15 protein-coding genes are annotated in these 22,329 nt (G+C 64.9%); 5 read left to right on the top strand and 10 right to left on the bottom strand.

What is annotated here, in order from left to right; all coding sequences use genetic code 11:
* Both BLU29_RS15855 and metG read right to left on the bottom strand, forming a co-directional pair.
* Complete coding sequence (locus tag BLU29_RS15855) at positions 1-1,425, bottom strand: isochorismate synthase (protein ID WP_091059958.1); 1,425 nt, start codon at positions 1,423-1,425, stop codon at positions 1-3.
* 77 nt (positions 1,426-1,502) lie between these two features.
* Positions 1,503-3,038: a methionine--tRNA ligase gene (gene metG / locus BLU29_RS15850; RefSeq protein ID WP_091059956.1), complete on the bottom strand. Its 1,536-nt coding sequence runs from the start codon at positions 3,036-3,038 to the stop codon at positions 1,503-1,505.
* A gap of 95 nt (positions 3,039-3,133) precedes the next feature.
* Here metG and BLU29_RS15845 point away from each other — a divergent pair, with 95 nt between their 5' ends.
* The 5 genes from BLU29_RS15845 to BLU29_RS15825 all read left to right on the top strand — a co-directional run bounded on the left by BLU29_RS15845 (position 3,134) and on the right by BLU29_RS15825 (position 9,647).
* Positions 3,134-4,387 carry an ATP-binding protein gene (locus tag BLU29_RS15845; protein WP_091059954.1) on the top strand — a complete coding sequence of 418 codons (1,254 nt, stop codon included), beginning with the start codon at positions 3,134-3,136 and terminating at the stop codon, positions 4,385-4,387.
* Positions 4,384-5,055 carry a response regulator transcription factor gene (locus BLU29_RS15840; RefSeq protein WP_091059951.1) on the top strand — a complete coding sequence of 224 codons (672 nt, stop codon included), beginning with the start codon at positions 4,384-4,386 and terminating at the stop codon, positions 5,053-5,055. Before BLU29_RS15845 ends, BLU29_RS15840 begins: the two co-directional genes overlap by 4 nt.
* 225 nt (positions 5,056-5,280) lie before the next feature.
* Positions 5,281-5,886: a hypothetical protein gene (locus tag BLU29_RS15835; RefSeq protein ID WP_091059950.1), complete on the top strand. Its 606-nt coding sequence runs from the start codon at positions 5,281-5,283 to the stop codon at positions 5,884-5,886.
* An 11-nt stretch (positions 5,887-5,897) separates the two neighbouring features.
* Positions 5,898-6,710, top strand: coding sequence for a prepilin-type N-terminal cleavage/methylation domain-containing protein (locus tag BLU29_RS15830; protein WP_091059946.1), 813 nt, complete (start codon positions 5,898-5,900; stop codon positions 6,708-6,710).
* Positions 6,711-6,722: 12 nt separating this feature from the next.
* Positions 6,723-9,647: a hypothetical protein gene (locus BLU29_RS15825; protein WP_091059943.1), complete on the top strand. Its 2,925-nt coding sequence runs from the start codon at positions 6,723-6,725 to the stop codon at positions 9,645-9,647.
* Here the strand turns inward: BLU29_RS15825 and rdgB are convergent.
* The 8 genes from rdgB to BLU29_RS15785 form a co-directional block, all read right to left on the bottom strand.
* Positions 9,629-10,246, bottom strand: a complete 618-nt coding sequence (rdgB, locus tag BLU29_RS15820; protein ID WP_091059941.1) for an RdgB/HAM1 family non-canonical purine NTP pyrophosphatase — start codon at positions 10,244-10,246, stop codon at positions 9,629-9,631. The genes BLU29_RS15825 and rdgB overlap by 19 nt on opposite strands.
* Entirely contained in the window at positions 10,243-11,406 is a 1,164-nt protein-coding gene (gene ribD, locus BLU29_RS15815) for a bifunctional diaminohydroxyphosphoribosylaminopyrimidine deaminase/5-amino-6-(5-phosphoribosylamino)uracil reductase RibD (RefSeq protein ID WP_091059938.1), read from the bottom strand. The genes rdgB and ribD overlap by 4 nt, the downstream gene beginning before the upstream one ends.
* Before the next feature lie 88 nt (positions 11,407-11,494).
* The gene (locus BLU29_RS15810) at positions 11,495-12,142 is read right to left on the bottom strand and encodes an MBL fold metallo-hydrolase (RefSeq protein WP_091059937.1); all 648 of its coding nucleotides are present in this window, start codon (positions 12,140-12,142) and stop codon (positions 11,495-11,497) included.
* Between the two features lie 47 nt (positions 12,143-12,189).
* A complete protein-coding gene (locus tag BLU29_RS15805; protein ID WP_091059934.1) occupies positions 12,190-15,240 on the bottom strand; it encodes a PAS domain S-box protein in 3,051 nt (1,016 codons plus the stop codon).
* A gap of 1 nt (position 15,241) precedes the next feature.
* Positions 15,242-15,694 (bottom strand): response regulator, encoded by a 453-nt coding sequence (locus tag BLU29_RS15800; protein ID WP_091059933.1) that lies wholly within the window; start codon positions 15,692-15,694, stop codon positions 15,242-15,244.
* On the bottom strand, positions 15,687-18,359 hold the full coding sequence (locus tag BLU29_RS15795) for a PAS domain S-box protein (RefSeq protein ID WP_091059931.1): 2,673 nt from the start codon (positions 18,357-18,359) through the stop codon (positions 15,687-15,689). Before BLU29_RS15795 ends, BLU29_RS15800 begins: the two co-directional genes overlap by 8 nt.
* 243 nt (positions 18,360-18,602) lie before the next feature.
* Complete coding sequence (locus BLU29_RS15790; RefSeq protein ID WP_091059929.1) at positions 18,603-19,331, bottom strand: response regulator; 729 nt, start codon at positions 19,329-19,331, stop codon at positions 18,603-18,605.
* A gap of 460 nt (positions 19,332-19,791) precedes the next feature.
* On the bottom strand, positions 19,792-22,206 hold the full coding sequence (locus tag BLU29_RS15785) for a transporter substrate-binding domain-containing protein (RefSeq protein ID WP_091059926.1): 2,415 nt from the start codon (positions 22,204-22,206) through the stop codon (positions 19,792-19,794).
* Positions 22,207-22,329 lie beyond the last annotated feature (123 nt).

Below are 22,329 nucleotides of genomic sequence, written 5' to 3'. Positions count from 1 at the left end.
TCAGCTGTTGGTCAGGGCTTCGATGAGAGCTTTGAACTTCAACTCGGTTTCGGCAAATTCCTTCTCCGGGGACGATCCGGCCACAATGCCGGCCCCGGCGTAGACCGTCGCCGACCGGCCGTCCACCAGCGCCGACCTGATGCCGACAAAGAACTCGCCGCCGCCGCGGTGGTCCACCCAACCCTGCGGTCCGGCGTAAAGCCCGCGCGCAAACGGCTCGAGCCGTGCAATGGCCGCAACCGCCGGTTCCCGCGGCGTGCCGCCCACGGCCGGGGTCGGATGCAACCGGGCCACCAGATCGAGGATGTGCACACCCGCCGGCAGCGTGGCGCTGATCGGCAGGTGCAGGTGCTGCACGTTGGCGAGACCGAGCACGCGCGGCTGGCCGGCATGCTCCAGCTTCAGGTCCAAGTCGGCCACGCGCCGCGCGATCGACTCGAGGACCAGCCGGTGCTCCCGCTGGTCCTTTTCACTCAGCAGCAGCGCCCGGGCAAAGGCGGCGTCCTCGCTGGCCGAGTCGCCGCGCGGGGCCGAGCCCGCGAGCGCCTCGGTGTGCATCCGCCCTCCGGCCACGCGCACCAGCCGCTCGGGACTGGCGCCGATGAAGCTCTGGCCGCGGCCGTTCGCGATCGAGAAGGCGTAGCAGGCGGGATAGTGCTGCCGCAGGTGGTTGAGCACACCCAGCGGATGAAATTCCTCGGTGGTCGTGAGCCGCCGGGCCCGGGCCAACACGACCTTCTGGTAGGCTCCGCGCGCGATCTCCTGCAGGGCCTGCGCCACCCCTTGCTGATAGCTGCCCTCCCCGCCGATCTCCTCGGCATGCTTGGGCGCGGACGGCCGGTCATTGCGTTGGGCACCACGGTAATCGAAGGCCCGGAACTTGGCATGCGCCTTCCAGACCTTCGCCGCGATCAGGTCGACCGGGGCGTCGGCCGTGATGAGCAGGTTGGCGACAGCCACGGTGCTGTCGCCCATGCGAGCCACCTGCCAGCGGGGCACGAACAGCCGCAGGGCCGGAAAGGAGGCGCCCGCCGGCGACTCGTGGGCGAAGCTGTTGGCAAAGAAGAAATGCGGGCCGGCGAACGGCTCGTCGAGGGGGCCGACGGCGATAGTGTCAGCCAGCACCCGGGCGATGTGGTCGCGCGCAGTCGTGAAGCGGTCCGGTCCCGTCGCCGTGAACTCCAGCACCGCCTCCGCCCCGGCCACCGCAAAACCCTGCGCGGGACGCTCGGCGTAGAAGTGCAGCTCCGACGGCTCGAAGATGGATTCCAGCACCGCCAGCGGGTCGAGGTGGTCGACGGCGAGGCTGATGCTGACGAGTTGCGGCCGGCCGGCCTCCCGGGCGAGCGCGCCACACTGCGTCAGGAACGCCCGCAAAGATTCGGGCGACTGGTTTTCGGTCGGGTTGAGCGGGAGGGTTTTCATCTCAATCGTTCTCGCTCTCCTGATCCTTCTCGTTCTCTCGGAAAAGCGAACGATCAAGATTACGAGAAAGAGAATGATTACGCCGGCTTCGCCGGAGGCTGCGGACGGGGAAACAGCACGAGGGCCGGCGCGACCTTGGCGCCGCTGAGCTTCGTGCCCCAGTTCAGCTCGTCGCGCCACGCGGCCCCGGGCTGGTAGCCGAGCACCGCATTGATCTTCTCGGTGGTAGCGGGCGTGATGTGCTGGATGATCGCCACGGCCAGCCGCAGCGCCTCGGCCATCGTGGCGAGGGAGGTGCGGAGCAGCGCCTGGTCCTTTGGCTCGGCGGACTTGCCGAGCTTCCACGGGGCGCGCTTCTCAATGTAGGCGTTGGTCTCGGTGAGGAAGACCATGGCCCGCTCCAGCGCGGTGTGAAACTGGTAGCCTTCGCAAAGCGGGATGAACTCGTCGCGGGTCTTGGCCCAAAGATCGTGCAGGTGTTTCTCCAGGTCCTCCGCGACCTCGGCCGCGGGCAGGACGCCGCCGGCGAAGCGCGTCGTCATGTTGAGCGTGCGGTTGACCAGGTTGCCAAGGTTGTTCGCGAGCTCGCTGTTGTAGCGGACCATGAACTGCTCAAGAGTGAAGTCGCTGTCCTGGCCGACGTTCATCTCGCGGATGAGGAAGTAGCGGAACGCGTCCACGCCGAACTCGGTGACGAGGTCGAGCGGGTTGAGGGCGTTGCCGGTGCTCTTCGACATCTTGGCGCCGCGCTGCAGCCACCAACCGTGGGCGATGATGCCCTTCGGCTGCGGGATGCCCGCCGCGTGCAGCATGATCGGCCAGTAGACCGCGTGCGGCGGCACGAGGATGTCCTTGCCGATAACGTGGTGCGCCTCGCGCCAGATCTCCGGCCGGTCCACGACCGCGGAGTAGTAGTTGAGGAGCGCGTCGAACCACACGTAGGTGACGTAGCCCTCGTCGAACGGCAGCGGAATGCCCCACTCCAGGCGCTCCTTCGGCCGCGAGATGCAGAGGTCGTTGAGCGGCTCCTTGAGGAACTCGACGACCTGCTTCTGGCGATACGCCGGGAAGATGAAGTTGGGATTGTCGGTGAGAAACTTCACCAACCACTCCTGATACTGCGCGAGCTTGAAGAAGTAGTTCGCCTCCACGATCTCGGTTACTTCGCCGAAAATCTCCGGCCAGGTGCCGTCTTCATTGCGGTCCTTGTTCTGCAGGAACTGCTCCTGACGCGTCGAGTAGAAGCCCTGGTATTCCGCCTTATAGATCTCGCCTTTGTCGAAGAGCTGTTGGAGGACGGCGCGCACAACCTGCTGGTGGCGCGGCTCGGTGGTGCGGATGAAATCGTCGTTCGAGATGTTGAGCTTCGGCAGCAGCGCGCGGAACTCCGCGCTGACCTCGTCGACGAACTGTTGGGGTGCGATGCCGCGCTTCTTTGCGCTCGCCTGCACCTTCTGCCCGTGCTCGTCGACGCCGGTGAGGAAATGCACCTTGTCTCCCATCTGCCGCCGGAAGCGCGCGATGACGTCCGTCAGCACCTTTTCGTAGGCATGGCCCAGGTGCGGCGACCCGTTCACATAGTCGATGGCGGTCGTGATGTAGAAAGACTGCATAAAAGGGTCAAAAACCTACCTACCGGGCGGCGTTTGTCGAAGGTTTTGACGCGCTCGCCTCCGCCGGTCTAATCTGCACCCTGAAAGTCACCGCCATGAACCTCAACACCCGCTCGCTGGGCCTGGCCCTGCTCCTGCTTTTGCTCTTCCTCGGCGCGACGGTGACCCTGCAGTGGTGGCTGCGCCGGGAGACCCGGCAGCTGCAAGGCGTGGCCGTGGAGGAGACGCGCGACCGGCTCGCCCGGGCCGTGGCCGTGAGCGGCCGGTTGCCAAACAAATGGGACGCCGCCTTTCAACGCGAACTGGGCGCCATGCTCGGCGGCACCGTGGAGCTGTTCCGGACCGATACGCCGCCCGCTGCACTGCCCGCTGGTTCGACGCTGTCCTTCACGCAAGAGCTGGCGGGCGCGCCGGGCTGGCAGGTCCGGGTGGCCTTCGCCCCGCCCGCCTTGCTCAAGGTGCAGGTGCTCCAGCAACGGGTGCTGGCCACGATGGTGATGCTCTCCTTGCTGCTGGCCCTCGTGCCGCTCCTGATCGTCATCCTGTCGACCCGCCGGGGTCTCCCCGGCGACACAGGCACGCGCTCCCCTTGGGCCGCCGACCGCGCCCAGGCGGTCGGATTCGAGCATTTTGCCAAAATCTCCAACGAACGCGGCGCCGCCCTCGAACAGGAACACGGGGCCCGGCTGCGCGCCGAGGAAGACCTGCAGGTCAACCGCACGCTGCTCGGCCACTCGGTGGCGGAGCGCGTCCGGCTGGGCCGCGAGCTGCATGACAACATTTGCCAGACCCTTTATGCCGTCTGCCTCACCTTGGAGAGCGTGCAGAAGAAATCCACCCTCGTCCCCGAGCTGCAGCAACGCTTCGACCAATGCATGGTGGAGCTGCGCCGGCTCAACCGCGAGGTGCGGGCCTACCTGGAGGATCTGGAACCGGCGCGGGTTTCGGGCCAGTCTTTTGCCGGCGCGTTGAACGACCTGATCGGATCGTTTGCCGCCGGGCAGGACGTCCGGATCGAACACCGGCTCGACAACGAAGCCGTCGCCCAGATCGCCCCGATGCACATCGCCGAAATCATGAACATCCTGCGCGAAGCCATGAGCAACAGCCTGCGACACGGCCGGGCCCGCCACATCACCCTGCTGGCCGGACGGAGCGACCAGGCGGTGGCGCTGGCCGTGCAGGATGATGGCCAGGGTTTCACGCCAGCGGCGTCAGGCCAGGCCGGGCATGGCCTCGGCAACATGCAGGCACGCGCCGCCGCCCTCGGCGGCAACCTGCGCATCGAATCCGCCGCGGGAAAAGGGACTCGCGTTTTGCTGACCCTGCCCGTTGCGTCGCCCGCATGAACGCCCAGGCCGAACCCAAGCCCATCAAGGTGCTGTTGATTGATGACAGCCCCATTATCCGGCTCGGCCTGCGGAGTGCGCTGGAGGATTGCGCCGACATCGTCATCGCCGGGGAAGCCGGCTCGGCCACCGAAGGCCTGGCCGCCGCCGCCAAGCTCAAACCCGATGTCGTGCTGCTCGACCTGCACCTGCCCGACAAGTCCGGGCTGATCGCCTGCCGGGAATTGCTGAAGATGCGCCCCCAGCCCAAGGTCCTGGTCCTCACGTCCAGCAGCAATGAACGGAACGTGCAGGAGGCGCTGAGCGCGGGGGCCCGGGGCTATCTGCTCAAGGACAATGACGGGGGGGCCCTGGCCCGGGCGCTGCGCCTGGTCGCCAGCGGACAGCCCGTGATCGACCCCTCGATGGCTGGACAGATGCTCAATCTCGTGAAGCACCGCGGGGAAATGACCGCCGCCGGAAGACTCAGCCAGCTTTCCCCCCAGGAGCGCCGCGTCGTGGCCTTTCTGGCGGAAGGGCTGACGAACAAGGAAATCGGCGACCGCCTGGGTCTGACCGAGAAGACGATCAAGAACTACCTCGCGACGGTCTTCACCAAGATGAATATCGCCCGACGCTCGCAGGCCGCTGCGCTCTTCGTCGAGGCGGGCAAGTCGGGCAATCCTTGAGGTTTTGCCGAAATAGAGGCAACCGCCTCTAGTGTAGATAGAGGCTTTTGCGCAAGTCTTAGGGCTGTTACACCTAGGGACAATAGCTGGCATACTGGTGCCGCCATGCTGCTCAATCCATTCACTCTACGCGGGCCCGGACTGCCATCCCCTGCCCGCCCTTCGCCCGGAGCCGAAACCCGGGACCTCAGGCCAGCCGGCGGACGCCGCCAGTGCAATCACGCGATGTCGCTCGTGGAGGTGATGTTCGCCTCCGGCATTCTCTCAATGGTGCTGCTGGGTGTACTGCAAGGCATGCTGCAGAGCCGCCGCCTGACCGAGGGTAGCATCCGACAGGGGACCTGCGCCAGCTTGGTGCAGGGCTACATGGAGCAGATCAAGAGTCTGAAATATGCGACCACGCTGAACGACCTCCCTTCCTCCCCTTCCGTCACACCGGGCGCCGGGACCCTGGCCGACTGGCAGGCCTACGTGGGCACGCCGGGCACCGATGACAACAACCCCACCTTGGATCTCAAGGATTCCAACCAGGCCGCCGTGACTTTCTGCCTGGCTGCAGGTGCCGCGCCCACGAGCCTGCCCGACGTCAGCACCCTGCCCACCAACGCGGCGATGCATACCGAGTCGGTCGACATCGATAACATCAATTCGAACACCGACAATTGCATGCTGAATATGTGGGTTTGGATCAACAACCTGACCGGCACCAACGTGGCCAACTGCAAGTCGATCGTGATCGTCTACCAATACACGGTCAAAGACGGCGGGCGCACCCGCAGTTTTGTCGAGATGACGCGCCAGATCCGCTCCATCGTCCCGACCGACGGCTGATTTTCTCACTCATGAAAACCATCGCCAAACAAAAGGGCATGACCTTGGTCGAGATCCTGGTGGCCGCCTCGATCAGCCTGATCGTGGTGACGGTCGGACTGAGCTTCGTCATCCAGACCCTGAAGGCCTACCAATACGAGACGGGAAAGCTGCTCATCAACCGGGATATCCGGAAATTCACGATCCAGATGATTGATGACGCCACTTACGCCAACAACTTCCAGATTTACGACCAGATCAGCAACCTGAGCCGCACCGGCTACACCGCCGCCGGCTCATCCACCGATCCGACCAATCCGGGTTACCAAGGTTACACCGCCGATCTCGCCGTCACCCTCCCGGCCAATCCGGTGTCCACCGCGACCCCCGGCACCGCCAAGCTGGACAGCGGCATGCCCGGGGACGTGCTCGTGTTGGTTTACTACGTCAACGGCGATAACACGAAAATCTGGCAGCTGATCGTCTATTACCGCGTAAACTCCACGCCCGCCGGCGGCACCACCGGCACCAACAGCACGACCGTCTCCAACCGGACGGTCGCGCTCAAGCGGCTGGTCGTCGCCATCCCGGCGGCCGTGCAATCCGCCGGCATCATGAAGCTGCTGCCCGAGCTTACCGCCGCCACCAACGGGACCAGCATTTTCCCCTATGTGGACGGCCAGGCCAGCGACCTGGTCCCGACCGCGTCGGTCAACCGCGGCAACAAGATGTTCTACAACTTCAACGACACGAGCATCCTGGTGCGCGGGCGCATCTACGAAAACTACACCGCCCAGCGCATCGTCAAGAGCACCTACAACTTCACGGTCACGCCCCGTGGCTGATCCTTTCCTCCCATGAAAACAAACTTCTCCTCCGCCCGGCGCGGCAGCGCGTTCATCACGGTGATGATGTTCTGTACCATCCTGCTGCTGCTCATCGCCAGCGTGCTGAAATACTCCACCTACGAGCGCCGGCTCAACAACCGCGCCAAGCTGCTGATGGAGGCCCGTGGCGCGGGCGAGGGCATCTCGGAATACGGCATCGCCCAGGTGAAGAAAATCCTCGAGTCCAACCGGCAGTTCACGGACAGCGTCTGGTCGGCCAGCGATCAAGCGCTCTTCGTCCCGGGCGGCGCCTATGCCGGGGCGGTCACCATGCCCCCCGACAGCTTCTGGGGCGGCGGGCACATCGTCAACTCCACCGGGAGTTCGACGGAGGTGCCCCTGATGCATATCGGTAAGATTCTCGATACCTCGGCCGGCGGCCTGTATTATGTCGATCCGACCAACCCGGACAACGACAACGATCCCCTCAAGGGCAAGCGCGTCTTCCGCTACGACCTCGACATCCTGTCCCGGGCCACAGCCGTCGACTCCTTCGGCAGCGGCAACGTCACGAAATACATGCAGCAGACGTTCTCCATCCGGGCGTGTCCCCTCTTCGCCAATGCCGTCTACTACAACATGGACCTGGAAGTTCAGCCTGGCCCGAACTTCATCCTCACCGGGTCCACGCATACCAACCAAAGGCTTTTCGCCCGCAGCGCCAGCGCCTCTCCCACGGCCATCACATTTGCCGGGCCCGTTACGGCCGTGAAAGGGTTTTGGACCAACTTCCAAAACACAAACCTCATGCCCTTTTTCCAATCGATCAATGATTCGGGCGCTTTGCAGACGAACGCAACCACCGGGATAGTTCAGATCCTGCAAGCCGGCACCACAACACTGGTGCCGATGCAACTGGCCGCCGCGACGACGGGCTTTTCGCCCAACCTGCCGGCCAACACCTGGGTCGAGTCGACCTGGAATCTGGCCCCGGCCGGCGAGACTTGGCAGCAGCACATCGGCGACGGCGGCATCACCCCGACGGCGACGATCGCCTCGAAGGCCAATTTCGCCAACTGGATCAAGCAAAACATCAAGGGCAACCTCCTGACCGAGGTGAATGGACTCACCGCCGTCAACCTGCAGGGCATCCCCGATTACAGCTACACCTACGGCTCGGTCTACCCCGACCCCGCCACCGGTACCACGGATGCCGCCTACACTTATATCTCCGGCGGAAACGACATCAACAACAGCGCACACGGGCTCATTGAGCCCCCCCGCCTCACCACGGCGCCAAGCTACATCAAGGCCGTCGAGGACATCAAGTATTCCCGCAACGCCGCCCTCTACATCGTGGCCAACACCACCCAGGCCACCGCGGTGGGCCACATGCCCGACGGCACGACCATCAACGTCGGTGCCCGCAGCTACCGGGCGTTCATCAACGACACGACCACCCCCTCCGCCCCGGTCATCACGGAGGTCATCCTCCCCGGCCAGAAGACCTACGGCGACTCCAACACCACGGTCGATGCCACGACGAATCCGACCCACTCGGCCCATTCGCTGGCCATGCCGATCGTCCAGATGCTGAACATCAACTACACCACCGGCGTGGAGTCGGCCAACAGCGCGGCCAATCAACGCCGCATGACCGACATGCGCCGCGTGGAAGGCGGCGACCTCACCTCCCCCGCCACGAATGCCGACACCACCTTCATCCACTCGACGGCCCGGAGCACGACCAACCAGTATGTGCCGAAAAACCTCTACATGATCGACCTCGACATGATGGAGCTGAAAAAGGCCGTCCAGACCATGTCCGTCACCACCGGCACCGCCTTCACCACCACGGCCAGCGATTTCTTTGCAACCGGCCTCCCCACGACGGCCAATGTTGTCACCACCCCGACCCACATCTATGCGGCCACGCCCGCGGGCATCAACGTGACTCTGAACGACACCACGCGCATCATCACCACGGCCTCGGCCATCACCAACGGATGCACCACGGCCATTTGGAACGGCGCGGTATATGTGGAGTCCATCGCGGCGCAGCAGTTTGACACCACGGGATCCACGGTGGCCATCCGCAAAGCCCGGACGCATGAGCTGCACAACTCGGGTGTTCGCCTCGTCAACGGTCGCGGCCATGTGGCGTCCACCACCCTCACGCCGGGCTTCACCCTCGCGACCAACGATGTCGTCTACGTCTTGGGCACGTTCAACGCCGACGGCCTCCCCTCCACCCCGGCGACGGTGGCTGTCACCGTCCCCGCCGTCCCGGGCGATTCCACCGGCCATAACTACGAGCCCGGCGAAGTGCCTGCCTCCATCGCGGCCGACGCCGTAGTTTTGCTGTCCCAACCCGTCTTTACCAGTGCAACCGTCCAGGCCAACGGATGGAATGATGCGCTCAGCGGAAATCGGAAGAGCGCCTCCAATTGGAACACCAACTGGGCCACCACGGCGCCGAGCAGCACCAACAGAACCGACGGGATCAATACATCCACCGCCCTTTACACCGTTCCTTATGATGCCAGCAACGGAACCTTGGCGACGACCAGCCAGCAGAAGCTGGTGCCCAGTTTTTCCGAGTATTCGGTCGCCATTCTCTGCGGGTTGGTTCCCACGGGCAAGAACGGAGTAAACCAGACCAGTGGCGGTCTCCACAATTTTCCCCGATTCCTGGAAACCTGGAGCGGGGTGGAATGCCGCATCCGCGGTTCGATGGTGGCCCTGTTCGAATGCCGTGTGGGCAACGATCCCTGGAACCTTCGCACCTATGATCCGCCGAACCGTGTCTGGGGCTTCAACCTGCTCTTCAACACCGGCGTGATGCCCCCCCTCACGCCCAAGACGATCGCCTTCCGCCGCTCCATGGCCAACGACATCACGAAGACCGTCTACAACACCAAGCTCACTTCCTGGGGCTATACGCCGCTGCCCTGAACCGGGGAATTCTCCTTCAGCCATCGGGCCAGGGCCGCAAAGGCCCGCGCCCGGTGGCTGATTTTGTTTTTCTCGGCCTCGGCGAACTCGGCAAAGGTGCGGTTGAATCCGTCGGGAACAAAGATCGGGTCGTAGCCGAAACCGCCGCCGCCCGCCGGCTCCCGGCGCAGCGTGCCGTCACAGCGTCCTTCAAACCGCTGCTCCCCACCCGCCGGAGTGAGCAGCACGAGGACACACACGAAACGGGCCGCGCGTTTGTCGTCCGGCACCGGTCGCATCACCTCCACCAGCTTGGCCAGGTTGGCCGCACTGTCCCCGGCCGGGCCGGCGTAGTAGGCCGACTCCACGCCCGGCGCACCATCCAGCGCCTCCACCCCAAGCCCGCTGTCGTCGGCCAGCACCCAGGCGCCGGGCGGCAGCGCGGCCTTCAAGGCGGCGGCCTTCTTGCGGGCATTGCCGGCGAAGGTGCCCGTGTCCTCCACCACGGCGGGCATGGTCGCGGCCGCCACAATCTTTACCGGCAGGCCGGAGGCGTCCGCCAGCGCCTGCATCTCGCGCGCCTTGTGCGCGTTGCCCGTAGCCAGGTGGATGAGGTTCACTCGCCGTAAAGCTTCCGGGAGAAGGTGGCCTCGTCGACGAACATCTTCTCCGGGTATTGCACGAAGCCGCGCATCAGGGTGTCGTCGCCATGGACCTCGTGGCGCACGTGCGCGAGCCGGATCGCGTTCTCCAGGGTCTCGGTGCGCAACCCGCGCAGGATGCTCTTGCCCTTGTCGTCGGCGAACAGCACCGGCGCATGGTAGGTGAACAGGTAGTCCAGTTCGCGGGCCTGGAGCAGCTCGCTCAGCAGCTGGGCTCCGCCCTCGAAGAACACCGCGGAGATCCCCTCCCCGGTGCAGCGCTGGCGGAAATCCGCGAAGTTCACCTTCGGCGACTGCGCCGGCAGCACCCAGGTCTTGACGCCCATGCTGCCCAGCTTGCGCACGTAGCCCATGCCCCCGTGGGGCGTCGTCACCACGATGGTGCGCTCGCGGAATTCGTCGGTGTAGACGTTGGGCATCGCCTTGTCCGTCACCGTGCGCAGCAGTCCGTCGAAGACGAAGCGCCACGGGCACCACTCCTTGCCGTCCACACGCGCTGTCAGCCGCGGGTTGTCCGCCCGCACCGTGCCGGCGCCAACCGCGATGGCCGGGAAAAGCCGGCGCCAGCGGTGACCGTCGGCCCGCGCTTGTGCGCCGGTGATCCACTTGGAGTCGCCGGTGCGCGTCGCCACCTTGCCATCGAGCGTCACGCCGGACTTCGCGGCGAACAACGACCGACCCGTGGTGATCCAATGGTTGAAAATCAGGTTCAGGTCGGCGCAGTCGTCGGCCAGCACCCCGGTGACGACCTCGATGCCGGCGGCGCGCAGGATATCAAACCCCTTGCCGGCGTGCGCCGGATTCGGGTCGGTCGCACCGATGACCACGCGGCGGAGCCCGGCCTCCACGATGGCGGTGCAACACGGCGGCGTGCGGCCGTGCGTGGAACAGGGCTCGAGGGTCACATAGAGCGTGGCGCCCGACGCCGGCCTGCGGCCGAGGGCCTGCAGGGCGTTGATCTCGGCGTGCGCCTCGCCGGCCCGGGCGTGGTGGCCCTCGGCCACCACCTCGCCGTTCTCAACAATCAACGCGCCAACCAGCGGGTTCGGGTGCGTGTCACCCCAACCGTGCTTCGCCACCTCGAGTGCGCGCCGCATGAAAGGTTCGTGCGGGTTCATTTCCTATAGCGGCGGTCTATGACCGCCGTCTTGCCGCATCGGCGGTCATAGACCGCCGCTACAGGCGCGCTCATGGGCTTCGGATCCATCAGGTGCGCGCCACCGCGGCGACATACGGGTTGCCGGCCTTCTCCGCGCCGACCGTCGTGCGCGGGCCGTGGCCGGGGAAGACGACGGTGGCATCGGGCAGCGTGTAGATCTGCTCGCGGATGGACTTTTCGAGGAGCTCGAAGTTGCCGCCCGGCAGGTCCCATCGCCCCACCCCGTCCTTGAACAGTGCATCGCCGACGAATGCCGCCTGCGTCCCGGCCTGATAAAAGAGAATGTTGCCGGGGCAGTGTCCGGGCACGTGGCGCACGGCAAACTCGCGGCCCAGGGCCGCCAGACGGTCACCCTGCTCCGCCCACGAGTCGATCTTCACCGGCTCCAGGCCGAGCTTGCGCCCCATCCGTTCCTCCATGATCGCCGGGGTCTCGAACAGCACCTGGTCGTCGGCATGGCCCCGGACCAGGGCACCGGTCTCCCGCACGACCTTGGCCGCATCCTGGGTATGGTCCCAATGGCCATGGGTCAGCCAGAGTTCCTTGAGGGTGCAGCCGTCCTTGGCCAGCAAGGGCCGGACCTTGTCCAGAATGCCGCCGGGTGCGTCCACCAACACCGCCTCGCCCAGCTTGGGCTCGGTCAGCAGGTAACCGATGGTCTGGATCGGGCCGGACGGGAGAACATGGATTTTCACTGCGCCTAGATGCGCGCAGCCGGCCCCGGCCGCAAATGCAAACTGGTTTACGGGCTAGCCTGTGGCGGGACTGGCGGGGCTAGGCTGCTGGCGACAGCCTGCAGCAACTGGGTCGGGGTAACTGGCTTGGCGAGCATTTTCCTGACCCCGAGCGCGGAGAATTCGGCGGCGTTCTGGTTCTGATCCAATCCGCTGGTGGCAATGATGGGGATGGTGGGCGCAAGAACCCGGAGCGCCCGGATCAGGGCCAGCCCGTCCATGCCCGGCATCATGATATCGGTCAGGACCAGGCGCACCGTGCCCTGGTGCTCGAGGAACACCTTGACCGCTTCTTCCCCCGTCGCCGCTAGCAGCACCTGGTAGCCCTGCTTGTCGAGAAAGCTGCGCGTCGCTTCGCGGATGAATTCCTCGTCATCCACCACCAGGATCTGCTCCTTGTGCCCGCGGGCCAGCGGCGGGACGGTGTCGCTGCGCCGGGAGCTGCCCGTCCCCTCCGTGGCAGGCAGGTAGACATGAAAGGCAGAGCCATGACCTGGCTCGCTGTAAACCCTGACATAACCGCCATGTCCCTTGATGATTCCGATCACGGTTGACAAGCCCAGGCCGGTGCCCTTGGCGGCGCCCTTGGTCGTGAAAAAGGGATCGAATATCCGGTTGATGATCTCCGGCGGGATGCCGGTCCCGGTGTCCTTGACCTGCAACAGCACGTAGGGACCCGGCTTGGCCGCCGGATCGATCGCGGCCGTCCCGGCCCCCTCTCCCACCGTGACGTTGCCCGCTTCCACTGTCAGCGTTCCGCCCGCCGGCATGGCGTCACGAGCATTCACGCACAGATTCAGGATGACCTGGTGCAATTGCGTCGCGTCGGCCTCGACCGTCCACAGGCCGGACGGCACGGACTCGACGATGGCGATGTTGCGGGGAAAGGTTTCCCTCATGATCTTGGTCATCTCGTGGATCAGGTGCTTGGGCTGCAGGGTGACCCGTTCGCCGGAAAAGCTCCCGCTGAAAGACAGCAGCTGCCGGATGATGCCGGCCCCGCGCAATGCACTGCTCTCGATGATCGAGAGGAGTTCGATGTCCTTGGGGGAGGCATTGCGGCGCAACTTGAGAATGCCGGCCACCATCAACATCGGGGCCAGGATGTTGTTCAGGTCATGGGCGACGCCGCTGGCCAGAGTGCCGATGGCCTCCATGCGCTGGGCGTGCAGGAACTGCTCCTCCAGTTTCTTCTGCTCGGTGATGTCGCGGGAATTCACCACGATCTGTGCGTTGCCGGCGACCTCGGCCATACGCTGGCCGAAGGACTGGAAGATACGCCAGCTGCCATCATGGTGCCGGATGCGAAACTCCACCGGGATGGGTTTTCGCTCCCCCGCCAGCGCGCGCCGGACGGACTCGCCGACCTTGTCGTGATCGTCGGGATGGATGAATTCGCCCGCCGGCCGGTCCACCATTTCGTCCGCGACGTAACCGAGCAGGCGCTGGGTGGAAGGCCCCTGGAACCGAACGACCCCGGCCTCGTCGATCACGGTGATCATGTCCGAGGCGTTCTCGATCAGCCTGCGGAAGTGCTCCTCGCTCGCCTTGAGCGCCCGCTCGCTCTCGTGCTGTGCAGTCACATCCTGCGCCAGCACCAGCTCGGCCGGCCGGTCCTGAAAGCTGATCGGATGGGAGGTGATATGGACCAAAATGATTTTCCCGGTCTTCTGCCGGTGCCGCCAGACGCCGGACACATCAACCCCCTGCGGCCGCCGCTCCATCGAGCGCAATAACGTGGGCATGTCCCCGGCGGGCCGGATGTCCTTGATCGTCATGGCGAGGAATTCCTCGCGGGTGTAGCCGTAGTGCAGCACGGCCGCGTCATTCACCGCCAGGAAGCGGAGGGTGTCCAGTTCGTAGACCCACATCGCCATCGGGTTGCTGGCGAACAGCACCCGGAAATCGGCCTCGCGTTGCTGGAGCGCGGCCTCCGCCAGCTGGCGCGCGGTGATGTCCCGGATCATCCCCAGCAGGTTGCCATCGGGCATCTTGGTGGCCATGACTTCCGCGGAGAAGGTCGACCCATCCTTGCGCCGGAACTGCCACTCGCGATGGTAGTCTGAGGTGGCCTTGATCCCTGCCAACGCCGGCGCGATATGGGGGACTTCCGCCGCCACCACGATGTCGGAGGCGTGCAGCCCGATGAATTCTTTGCGACTGTAACCGAACATGCGGCAGGCGCTCGCATTGGCATCGAGGTAACGGCTCTCGGCATCGGCGATGACGATGCCGTCGGGCGCATACTCGAACAAGGTGCGATAGCGCGCTTCGCTCGCCTGCACTGATTCCTCCGCCCGCTTCCGCTCCGTGATGTCGGTGATGACCACGACCACCAGCGACACCTCCCCGCCCCCCTTGGTCGGCTCATACCTGACCGCATAGTGGTGGAGGCCATCCGGGGTCGGCCGGCTCAGCTCGTAGGCGACGCGTTCCCCCGCAAAGGCCCGGTCAAGGCGGGGCCGGATCTGCTGCTCATAAAGCGGGGCGAGCACATCCGCCACGCGCTGCCCGACGATGTCCGGCGAAGGCAGGGCGAGAATCTCGGCGTAAGCGGCGTTGGCAAAGGTATAGCGTCGTTCGCGGTTGACCATCACCAGCCCGACCCGGGCATTGGCGGTCACGATCCGCAGCCGCTCCTCACTGTTCCGGAGCGCCTCTTCGTTTTGCCGGCGCTCCCGCCGTAGCCGGGCCTGGTCGATGGCCTGCGCCACCGCCGGGCCGAGCCGGCCCAACCGGTCCTTGAGCAGGTAATCGGTCGCGCCCAGTCGCATCGCCTCCACGGCCGTTTCCTCTCCGATGGTGCCGGACACGATGATGAAGGGAGTTTCGGGACGACGCGCCTTGATCAACTCGAGCGCGCGCAGCGCGGAGAACCGCGGCATGCTGTAATCCGAGATTACCAGGTCCGGATCGTCCTGCAGCGCGCCAAGGAAATCCGCCTCGGTCTCGACCCGCCGCCAGTCGGACTTGTAGCCGGCCTGGCGCAGCGTGATCAGCACCAGCTCGGCGTCGGCGGGGTTGTCCTCGGCCATCAGCAGTTTCAGCGGCGTTCCCATGTCATTCCTCGACCTTCGGCGGCTGGTTGAGGAGCAACCAGTAGAGGCCGAGGTCGCGCACGGCCTCGGCGAAACGCTCGAAGTTCACCGGCTTCACGATGTAGCTGTTCACCCCCAGTTGGTAACTCTCGACCACGTCGCGCTGTTCCTTCGACGACGTGAGTACGACGATGGGGATGACCTTGGTGCGCGGATCGCCCTTGACGCGGCGCAGCACCGCCAGCCCGTCGACCTTCGGCAGTTTCAGATCGAGCAGGATCATCTTGGGGCCGTCGGTGATGTTCCGGCCGGCAAAGGGCCCCGTGCCGAAGATGAAGTCCAGGGCTTCGGCCCCGTCGCGGGCGACCTGGATGCGGTTGGCGAGATTGGCTTTGCGGAGGGCCCGCAACGCCAGCTCGAGATCCTGGGGGTTGTCCTCGACCAGCAGGAGTTCTACGGCGTGGGTGTCATTCATGGTTGGAATTTCCTCCTCCGAGGCTGAAAAAAAAGGTGGCGCCGCGATCCTCGACCGCCTCCGCCCACACCTGGCCGCCATGGCGGTGGATGATGCGCTGCACGGTGGCGAGTCCGACCCCGGTGCCTTCGTAGTCCTCCATGCGGTGCAAACGTTGGAAGACACCGAAGAGCTTCCCCGCATACTGCATGTCGAAGCCCGTGCCGTTGTCCTGGACGTAGAACGCCGGACCTTCCGGCCGCTCGACGCAGCCGATCTCGACGACGGCGGGATCGCGCTTGCGGGTGTATTTCAGCGCGTTGGCCAGCAGGTTCAGCCAGACCTGCTTGAGCAGGGCGGCATCGCCCTCGCTCGACGGCAGGTCGGCGGTGCGGATCTCGACGCGCCGGCCCGGCCACGGGGCCCCCAGCTCCTGCAGCGCACCGCGCACCAGGCTGCCGGTGTCCACCGTCCGCTTGGCCAGCGCCTGCCGGCTCAGCCGCGAGAATGCCAGCAGATCATCGATCAGCGCACCCATGCGCTGCGCCGAATGACGGATGGTCTGCAACTGGCGCCGGCCCTCCTCCGGCAATAGCGCCCCAAAGTCCTCGATGACGGCCTGGGAGAATCCGTCCACCGCGCGCAAGGGCGCCCGCAAGTCGTGCGAAACCGAGTAGGAAAACGCCTCCAGCTCCCGGTTGGCGCTCTCCAGCTGGGCCGTGCGCTCCGCCACCCGCTGTTCCAGTTCCGTGTTCATCTGCCGCACCGCATCCTCGGCCTTCTTCCGCTCGGTGATGTCCGCGCGGATGGCGATGTATTGGCGGGGTTTGCCGTCGCCCCCCAGGAACGGCACGATGGTGGTGTCCACCCAGTAGAACGTCCCGTCCTTCGCCCGGTTCTTGATCTCGCCATGCCAGACCTTGCCATGGCCGATCGTGGTCCAGAGGCCGCGGATGAACTCCTTCGGATGAAAAGTGGAGTTGATGATGCGGTGATCCTGCCCGAGCAGCTCCTCCCGCGCATACTGCGAGATCGCGCAAAACTTGTCGTTGACGAACGTGATCTTCCCGCGGGCGTCCGTGATCGCGACAATGGCGTGCTCGTCCAGCGCCGCCTTCAGGTCGAGCACCTCCTTGGTCGAAGCCTTCAGGTTTTCCTCCGTCAGTTTGCGCGCGGTGATGTCGGCGCGAATGGCGATGTATTGCCGCGGTTTGCCGTCGGCGTCGAGGAACGGCACGATGGTCGTGTCCACCCAGTAGAAGGTGCCGTCTTTCGCCCGGTTCTTGATCTCGCCGTGCCAGACGCGCCCGTGGCCGATGGTGGTCCACAGGTCGCGGATGAACTCCTTCGGGTGATGGCCGGAGTTGATGATCCGGTGGTCCTGGCCGAGCAGTTCCTCCCGCGCATACTTCGAGATCGCGCAGAACTTGTCGTTGACGTAGGTGATTCTCCCCTGCGGGTTGGTGATCGCCACGATCGCGTGCTCGTCCAGCGCCGCCTTCAGATCGATCACTTCCTTGGTCGAGGTCCGGAGTCTTCCCTCGGCCCGTTTGCGCTCGGTGATGTCGCGCGCCACCTTGGAGGCGCCGATGACGTTGCCCGTCGCATCCTTGATGGGTGAAACCGTGATCGCGACATCCAGCGCCCGGCCGTCTTTCGCGATGCGGACCGCGTCGTAATTTCTGACGCTTTCGCCGCGCTTGATCTGCCGTAAAATTTCCTCCTCCGGTTGGAGGTCGTTCGGCGGAATCAGGCGCGCGATCGGCTGGCCCAGCATCTCGCCCGCCGCATAGCCGAAGAGCTTTTCCGCTCCGGCATTCCAGCTCGTGATGATGCCGCGCAGGTCTTTGCCCATGATCGCATCGTCCGAAAACTCGACGATCGCCGCCAGTTGCCGCGCGGCTTCCTCCACCCGTTTGCGTTCAGTGATGTCCGCGCGGATGGCGACATACTGGCGGGGTTTCCCGTTCTCACCGAGGAACGGGACGATGGTCGTGTCCACCCAGTAGAACGTGCCGTCTTTCGCCCGGTTCTTGATCTCGCCGCGCCACACGCGTCCGTGGGCGATCGTCGTCCACAGGTTACGGATGAACTCCTTCGGATGGTGCCCCGAGTTGATGATGCGGTGGTCCTGCCCGAGCAGCTCCTCGCGCGCATACTTCGAGATCGCACAGAACTTGTCGTTCACATAAATGATTTTTCCCGTCGGGTCGGTGATCGCGACGATGGCGTGCTCGTCCAGCGCCGCTTTCAGGTCGAGCACCTCCTTGGTCGAAGCCCGCAGGTTTTCCTCCGCCAGTCTGCGCGCGGTGATGTCGGCGCGAATGGCCACATATTGCCGCGGTTTGCCGTCGGCACCGAGGAACGGCACGATGGTCGTGTCCACCCAGTAGAAGGTGCCGTCTTTCGCCCGGTTCTTGATCTCGCCGTGCCAGACGCGCCCGTGGCCGATGGTGGTCCAGAGGTCGCGGATGAACTCCTTCGGGTGATGGCCGGAGTTGATGATCCGGTGGTCCTGCCCGAGCAGTTCCTCGCGCGCATACTTCGAGATCGCGCAGAACTTGTCGTTGACGTAGGTGATTCTCCCCTGCGGGTTGGTGATCGCCACGATCGCGTGCTCGTCCAGCGCCGCCTTCAGGTCACCGACCTCCTTCAGCGTCTCCCGCAGCTTTGTGTCCTCGGACATCAGGCGATGGTCTCCGCAAAGCCGCCGGGCTGAAGCAGCCGCGGCCGGATTTCACCAGCACCCCACAGAGGCGGACGACAGACCGTCACCTCCTTCGGGCTATCGGAAATGGAAATGGCACTCATACCAAGTTGACGTGGCAACGAGGATTGGCCCGATGCCGATGATGGCCCGGTGCCGCCCATAGGCAAACACTGCTTTGCAATTTGGTTGGTTGCACCCGCGAGCGGGTGCGGGATGGGGTTAGCCCGGATTGGACGGCACGGAGGCCTCGGGCCGCCGCAAGATCCAGTGGAAATCCATTTGGGAGGTAACACGGGCAAAGCTTTCAAACTCGACGGGCTTGATGATGTAATGGGCGGCCCCCAACCGGCTACACTCCATGATGTTCTCATCCTTGCGCGAATCGGTCAGGATGACCACGGGGATATCGCGGAATGCCCTGCTCGTTTTCATCTGCCGCAACACTTCGGTCCCGGGAATTTTCGGAAGTCCCAAGTCCAACAGCACCAGTTGCGGCATTACGATGGCCCGGTTCGTGTAGCGCCCGCTGCCGAACAGGTATTGCAGCGCTTCCTCGCCGTCCCGCATCACCCTGACGGGATTGGTGATCTTGGCGTGCGCGAAGGCACGCCGGGTCAGTTCGACGTCATCCGGGTTGTCCTCTACCAGCAGGATCTCGCCCAGCGAGCCGTCCGCGTCACGCTGTCCGGGCGATCCTTCGGCCCCGTTCGTGTGGAGAAGCAATCCCTCCACCGAAACCTGCAGCGCCTGGGCCAGATTAGCGACGCTGCGCAGGGTGATATTGCGAGCCCCCCGTTCAATATCGGCCAAGTATGTCCGGTGCATTCCCGCGCGCCAAGCCAGTTCCTCCTGGGTGATGCCCAAACGCTGTCGATAGCTCCTGACCGTAGCCCCCAGCCTGGTCTGTAAGGCTGATTCAGCTTTTTTAACTTTCTGTTTTTTCGCCACTTGCGCAGGTATTATAACAATGGCTTCAATAGACTATGAGTGACAAATTGGGACCGGCACCCTGTTCCCGCTTCTGTGCGGCATCGCCTCACACACGTTGGCAGCCGCAATGAATCAGGGGGGCATTCAGGGTCTTGCTGCCCGATTCTTATATCGTATACGTAGCCGCAGAATAATTCCTCTGTCATCGGTTGGCAAGTAGGTGGTGACCTAGGTTCTTCCGGCCTTAGACACCCCAACCTTTCAATCGCTCAGCCGGACTCTTGCAGTCAAACCGCCTTTCACTCGAAAGTGAACGCACTTAAAGGTCGAGCGCGTTGACCTCAACGCGCTTTCGGGCGGCCGCTCTCAAACCAGCGTGTTGGGGAGCGAACACCCTGAAGCGTGCCGGGGGCCAGCGCACTCCACCTGGCCCTGGGCCGCTGGCGAATGGCGTGAACTTCAACTGCCAGAATCTGGCTCAGCTTTGAAGCGCCTGGTGGATCGTTTGCAGCAGCTTCTCCGCGGTATAGGGCTTTTGCAGGTGATGCTTCACCTTGCCGGGAATGCTCGCGGCGAGATCGCGCATCGAAGTCAGCCCGCTGGTGGCGATCACCGGCGCGTCCGGACGGATGCGATGCATCGCAAGGATCGCCGTCGAACCGTCCATCACGGGCATCATCATGTCGATGAGCACGACCGCGACGTCGCCGTGCTCCGTGAACAGCGCAACCGCCTCGGCGCCATTCTGGGCCAGGAGCACGCGGTAGCCAAAGGCCTCCAGGGTGTTCTTGGTCACCTGGCGGATCGTCTCCTCATCGTCCACGATCAGCACCAGCTCACCGTTGCCGCGCGGCAGCGCGCCGGACGGCGGTTCGCTGGCGGGCGGCGCGGATTCAGCGGTCTCGCCGCCGGCGGCGGGCAGGAGGATCTTGAAGGTCGAACCGCGCCCGGGTTCGCTGTCAACCTGCACAAATCCGCCGTGGCTTTTCACGATGGCCTGCACGGTGGACAAGCCGAGGCCGGTGCCCTGGCCCTGGCCCTTCGTCGTAAAGAAGGGATCGAAAATCCTGGCGCTGATGGCCGGTGGTATACCCCCGCCCGTGTCGGTGACCTGGAGGAGCACGTGCGGGCCGGGCCGGGCCCCGGGATATCGGCCGGCCTGGGACGCGTCCACCGGGACATTGGCCGCGATGAGGGTGAGCCGGCCGCCTCCGGGCATCGCATCGCGCGCATTGACGCAGAGGTTGAGCAAGACCTGCTGCAGTTGCGTGGCGTCGCCCAGAACGGGACTGCAGTCGGCCGCCACGGCGCTCTCGATCACGATGGCGCGGGGAAAAGTGTCCCGGATCATGTGCTCGATCTCCCGCACGAGCTCCGGCGGATTGAGCCGGACCCGGTCGCCGTCGACCCCGCGGACGAACATCAGCACCTGCCGGATCATGCCGGCGCCCCGCTGCGCGCTGCTCTCGAGTGTCTCGAGCAGCCGCGCGCGCCGCTCGGGTGAAAGGTCCATCTGCAGCAGTTGCACCGCGGTGAGGATCGGCGCCAGCACGTTGTTCAGATCGTGGGCGATGCCGCCGGCCAGGGTGCCGATGGCGTCCAGGCGCTGCGCCCGCAGAAATTTTTCCTCCAGTTCCTTCTGTTCCGTGATGTCGTAATTCACCCCGACCATGCGCTGCGGCCGCCCGTCGGGGCCTACAAACACCTCGGCCAGCGCCTTGATCGTGCGCACGGCTCCGTCGGCCCGGATGATCCGGAATTCGGTGTGGAATGGTTTCCGGCTGCGCAAGGCATCCTGGACCTCCGCCTGCGCCCGCTCCTGGTCGGCGGGGTGCAGGGCGCGCACCCACGCCTCGTAGGCCCCGTTGAAATTCTCCCGCTTCGAGCCAAAAAGGCGATGCATCTCATCGTCCCAGATGAGAACGTTGGTCGGCACCTCCCAATCCCAGATGCCGATGCCCGCCGCCCGGGTCGCAAGGGACAGACGCTGGTTGAGGGTGTTGATGCGGTTCTCGGCCGCGCGATGGGCCGCCACCTTCCGCCTCAAATCGATCACCCGGGTCACCACCACACCCAGCAGCAGGAGCAGAAGGCCGAAAGCCGCGACGGCGCCCCAGCGGTTCACTTGCTCGCGGGTCAGGAAGAGGACCTCCTTCGGCTGCCAGTCCTGGATGATGCGGGCGAGCGTGCCGTCGGCCCGTATTTGCCGGAGCGCGGCATTGATGGCCGCCAGTTCTGCGGCCCGGCCGCGCTTCACCGCCACGGCCCCCTGCAGGTTCGCCACCGGCTCGGGGCTGATCTTGACGCCATCGATGCCGCGTTCCGCCAGTTCGTAGGTGCCGACCCAGCGGTCGGCGACGACCGCATCGAGCCTGCCGTCCTTGAGCATTTGGAATCCCGCGGAATACTCCTCGACGATGACCAGCCGGATGCGCGGGTCCGGCTGCAGGAGTTGCCGGGGCAAGCCGCCGCTGGTGACACCCACCCGCAGGCCAGGCAGATCCGCCATGCCGGCGATGCCGGCCCGTGAAGCCCGGGTGAAAATGGCGAACTGCAGGTCCAGCAGCGGTTCGCTGAAGTCATAGGTCTGCCGGCGGGCTTCCGTGATGCTCATCGGGAACAACGCGTCCGCCTCGCCGCGCAGGACCATGTCCTGCGCTTCCTGCCATGGCATCATCCGGATCTCGATCGGGCGGTGCATCCGCCGGCCGAGCGCCTGCACGATGTCCACGGCCACTCCCCTGGGCGTCCCTCTGTCCAGATAGGTGATGGGCGGATAGCTGGCGTCGCTCACGAACAGCAACGGGTGCCCGGTCTCGCTTGCGGCTGACACGGCCAAAACCAGCGCGCTCAGGCCAAGGAGCAGCATCACCGGCCGTCGTCGCGCTTTCATGTCCCTCCTCCAGCGAGATGGGCATTGGCGGGGAACCGCCGCGGTGACTGGAGGAAATTTTTCACGGGCAAAACGCAGGAGCTGGCCATGTCTGCGTCGCGCAGGATGACGGATAGCGGGCAG

It is taken from the genome of Opitutus sp. GAS368 (assembly GCF_900104925.1).
Lineage (GTDB): Bacteria > Verrucomicrobiota > Verrucomicrobiia > Opitutales > Opitutaceae > Lacunisphaera.
This window is presented reverse-complemented; position numbering and strand designations above follow the sequence as displayed.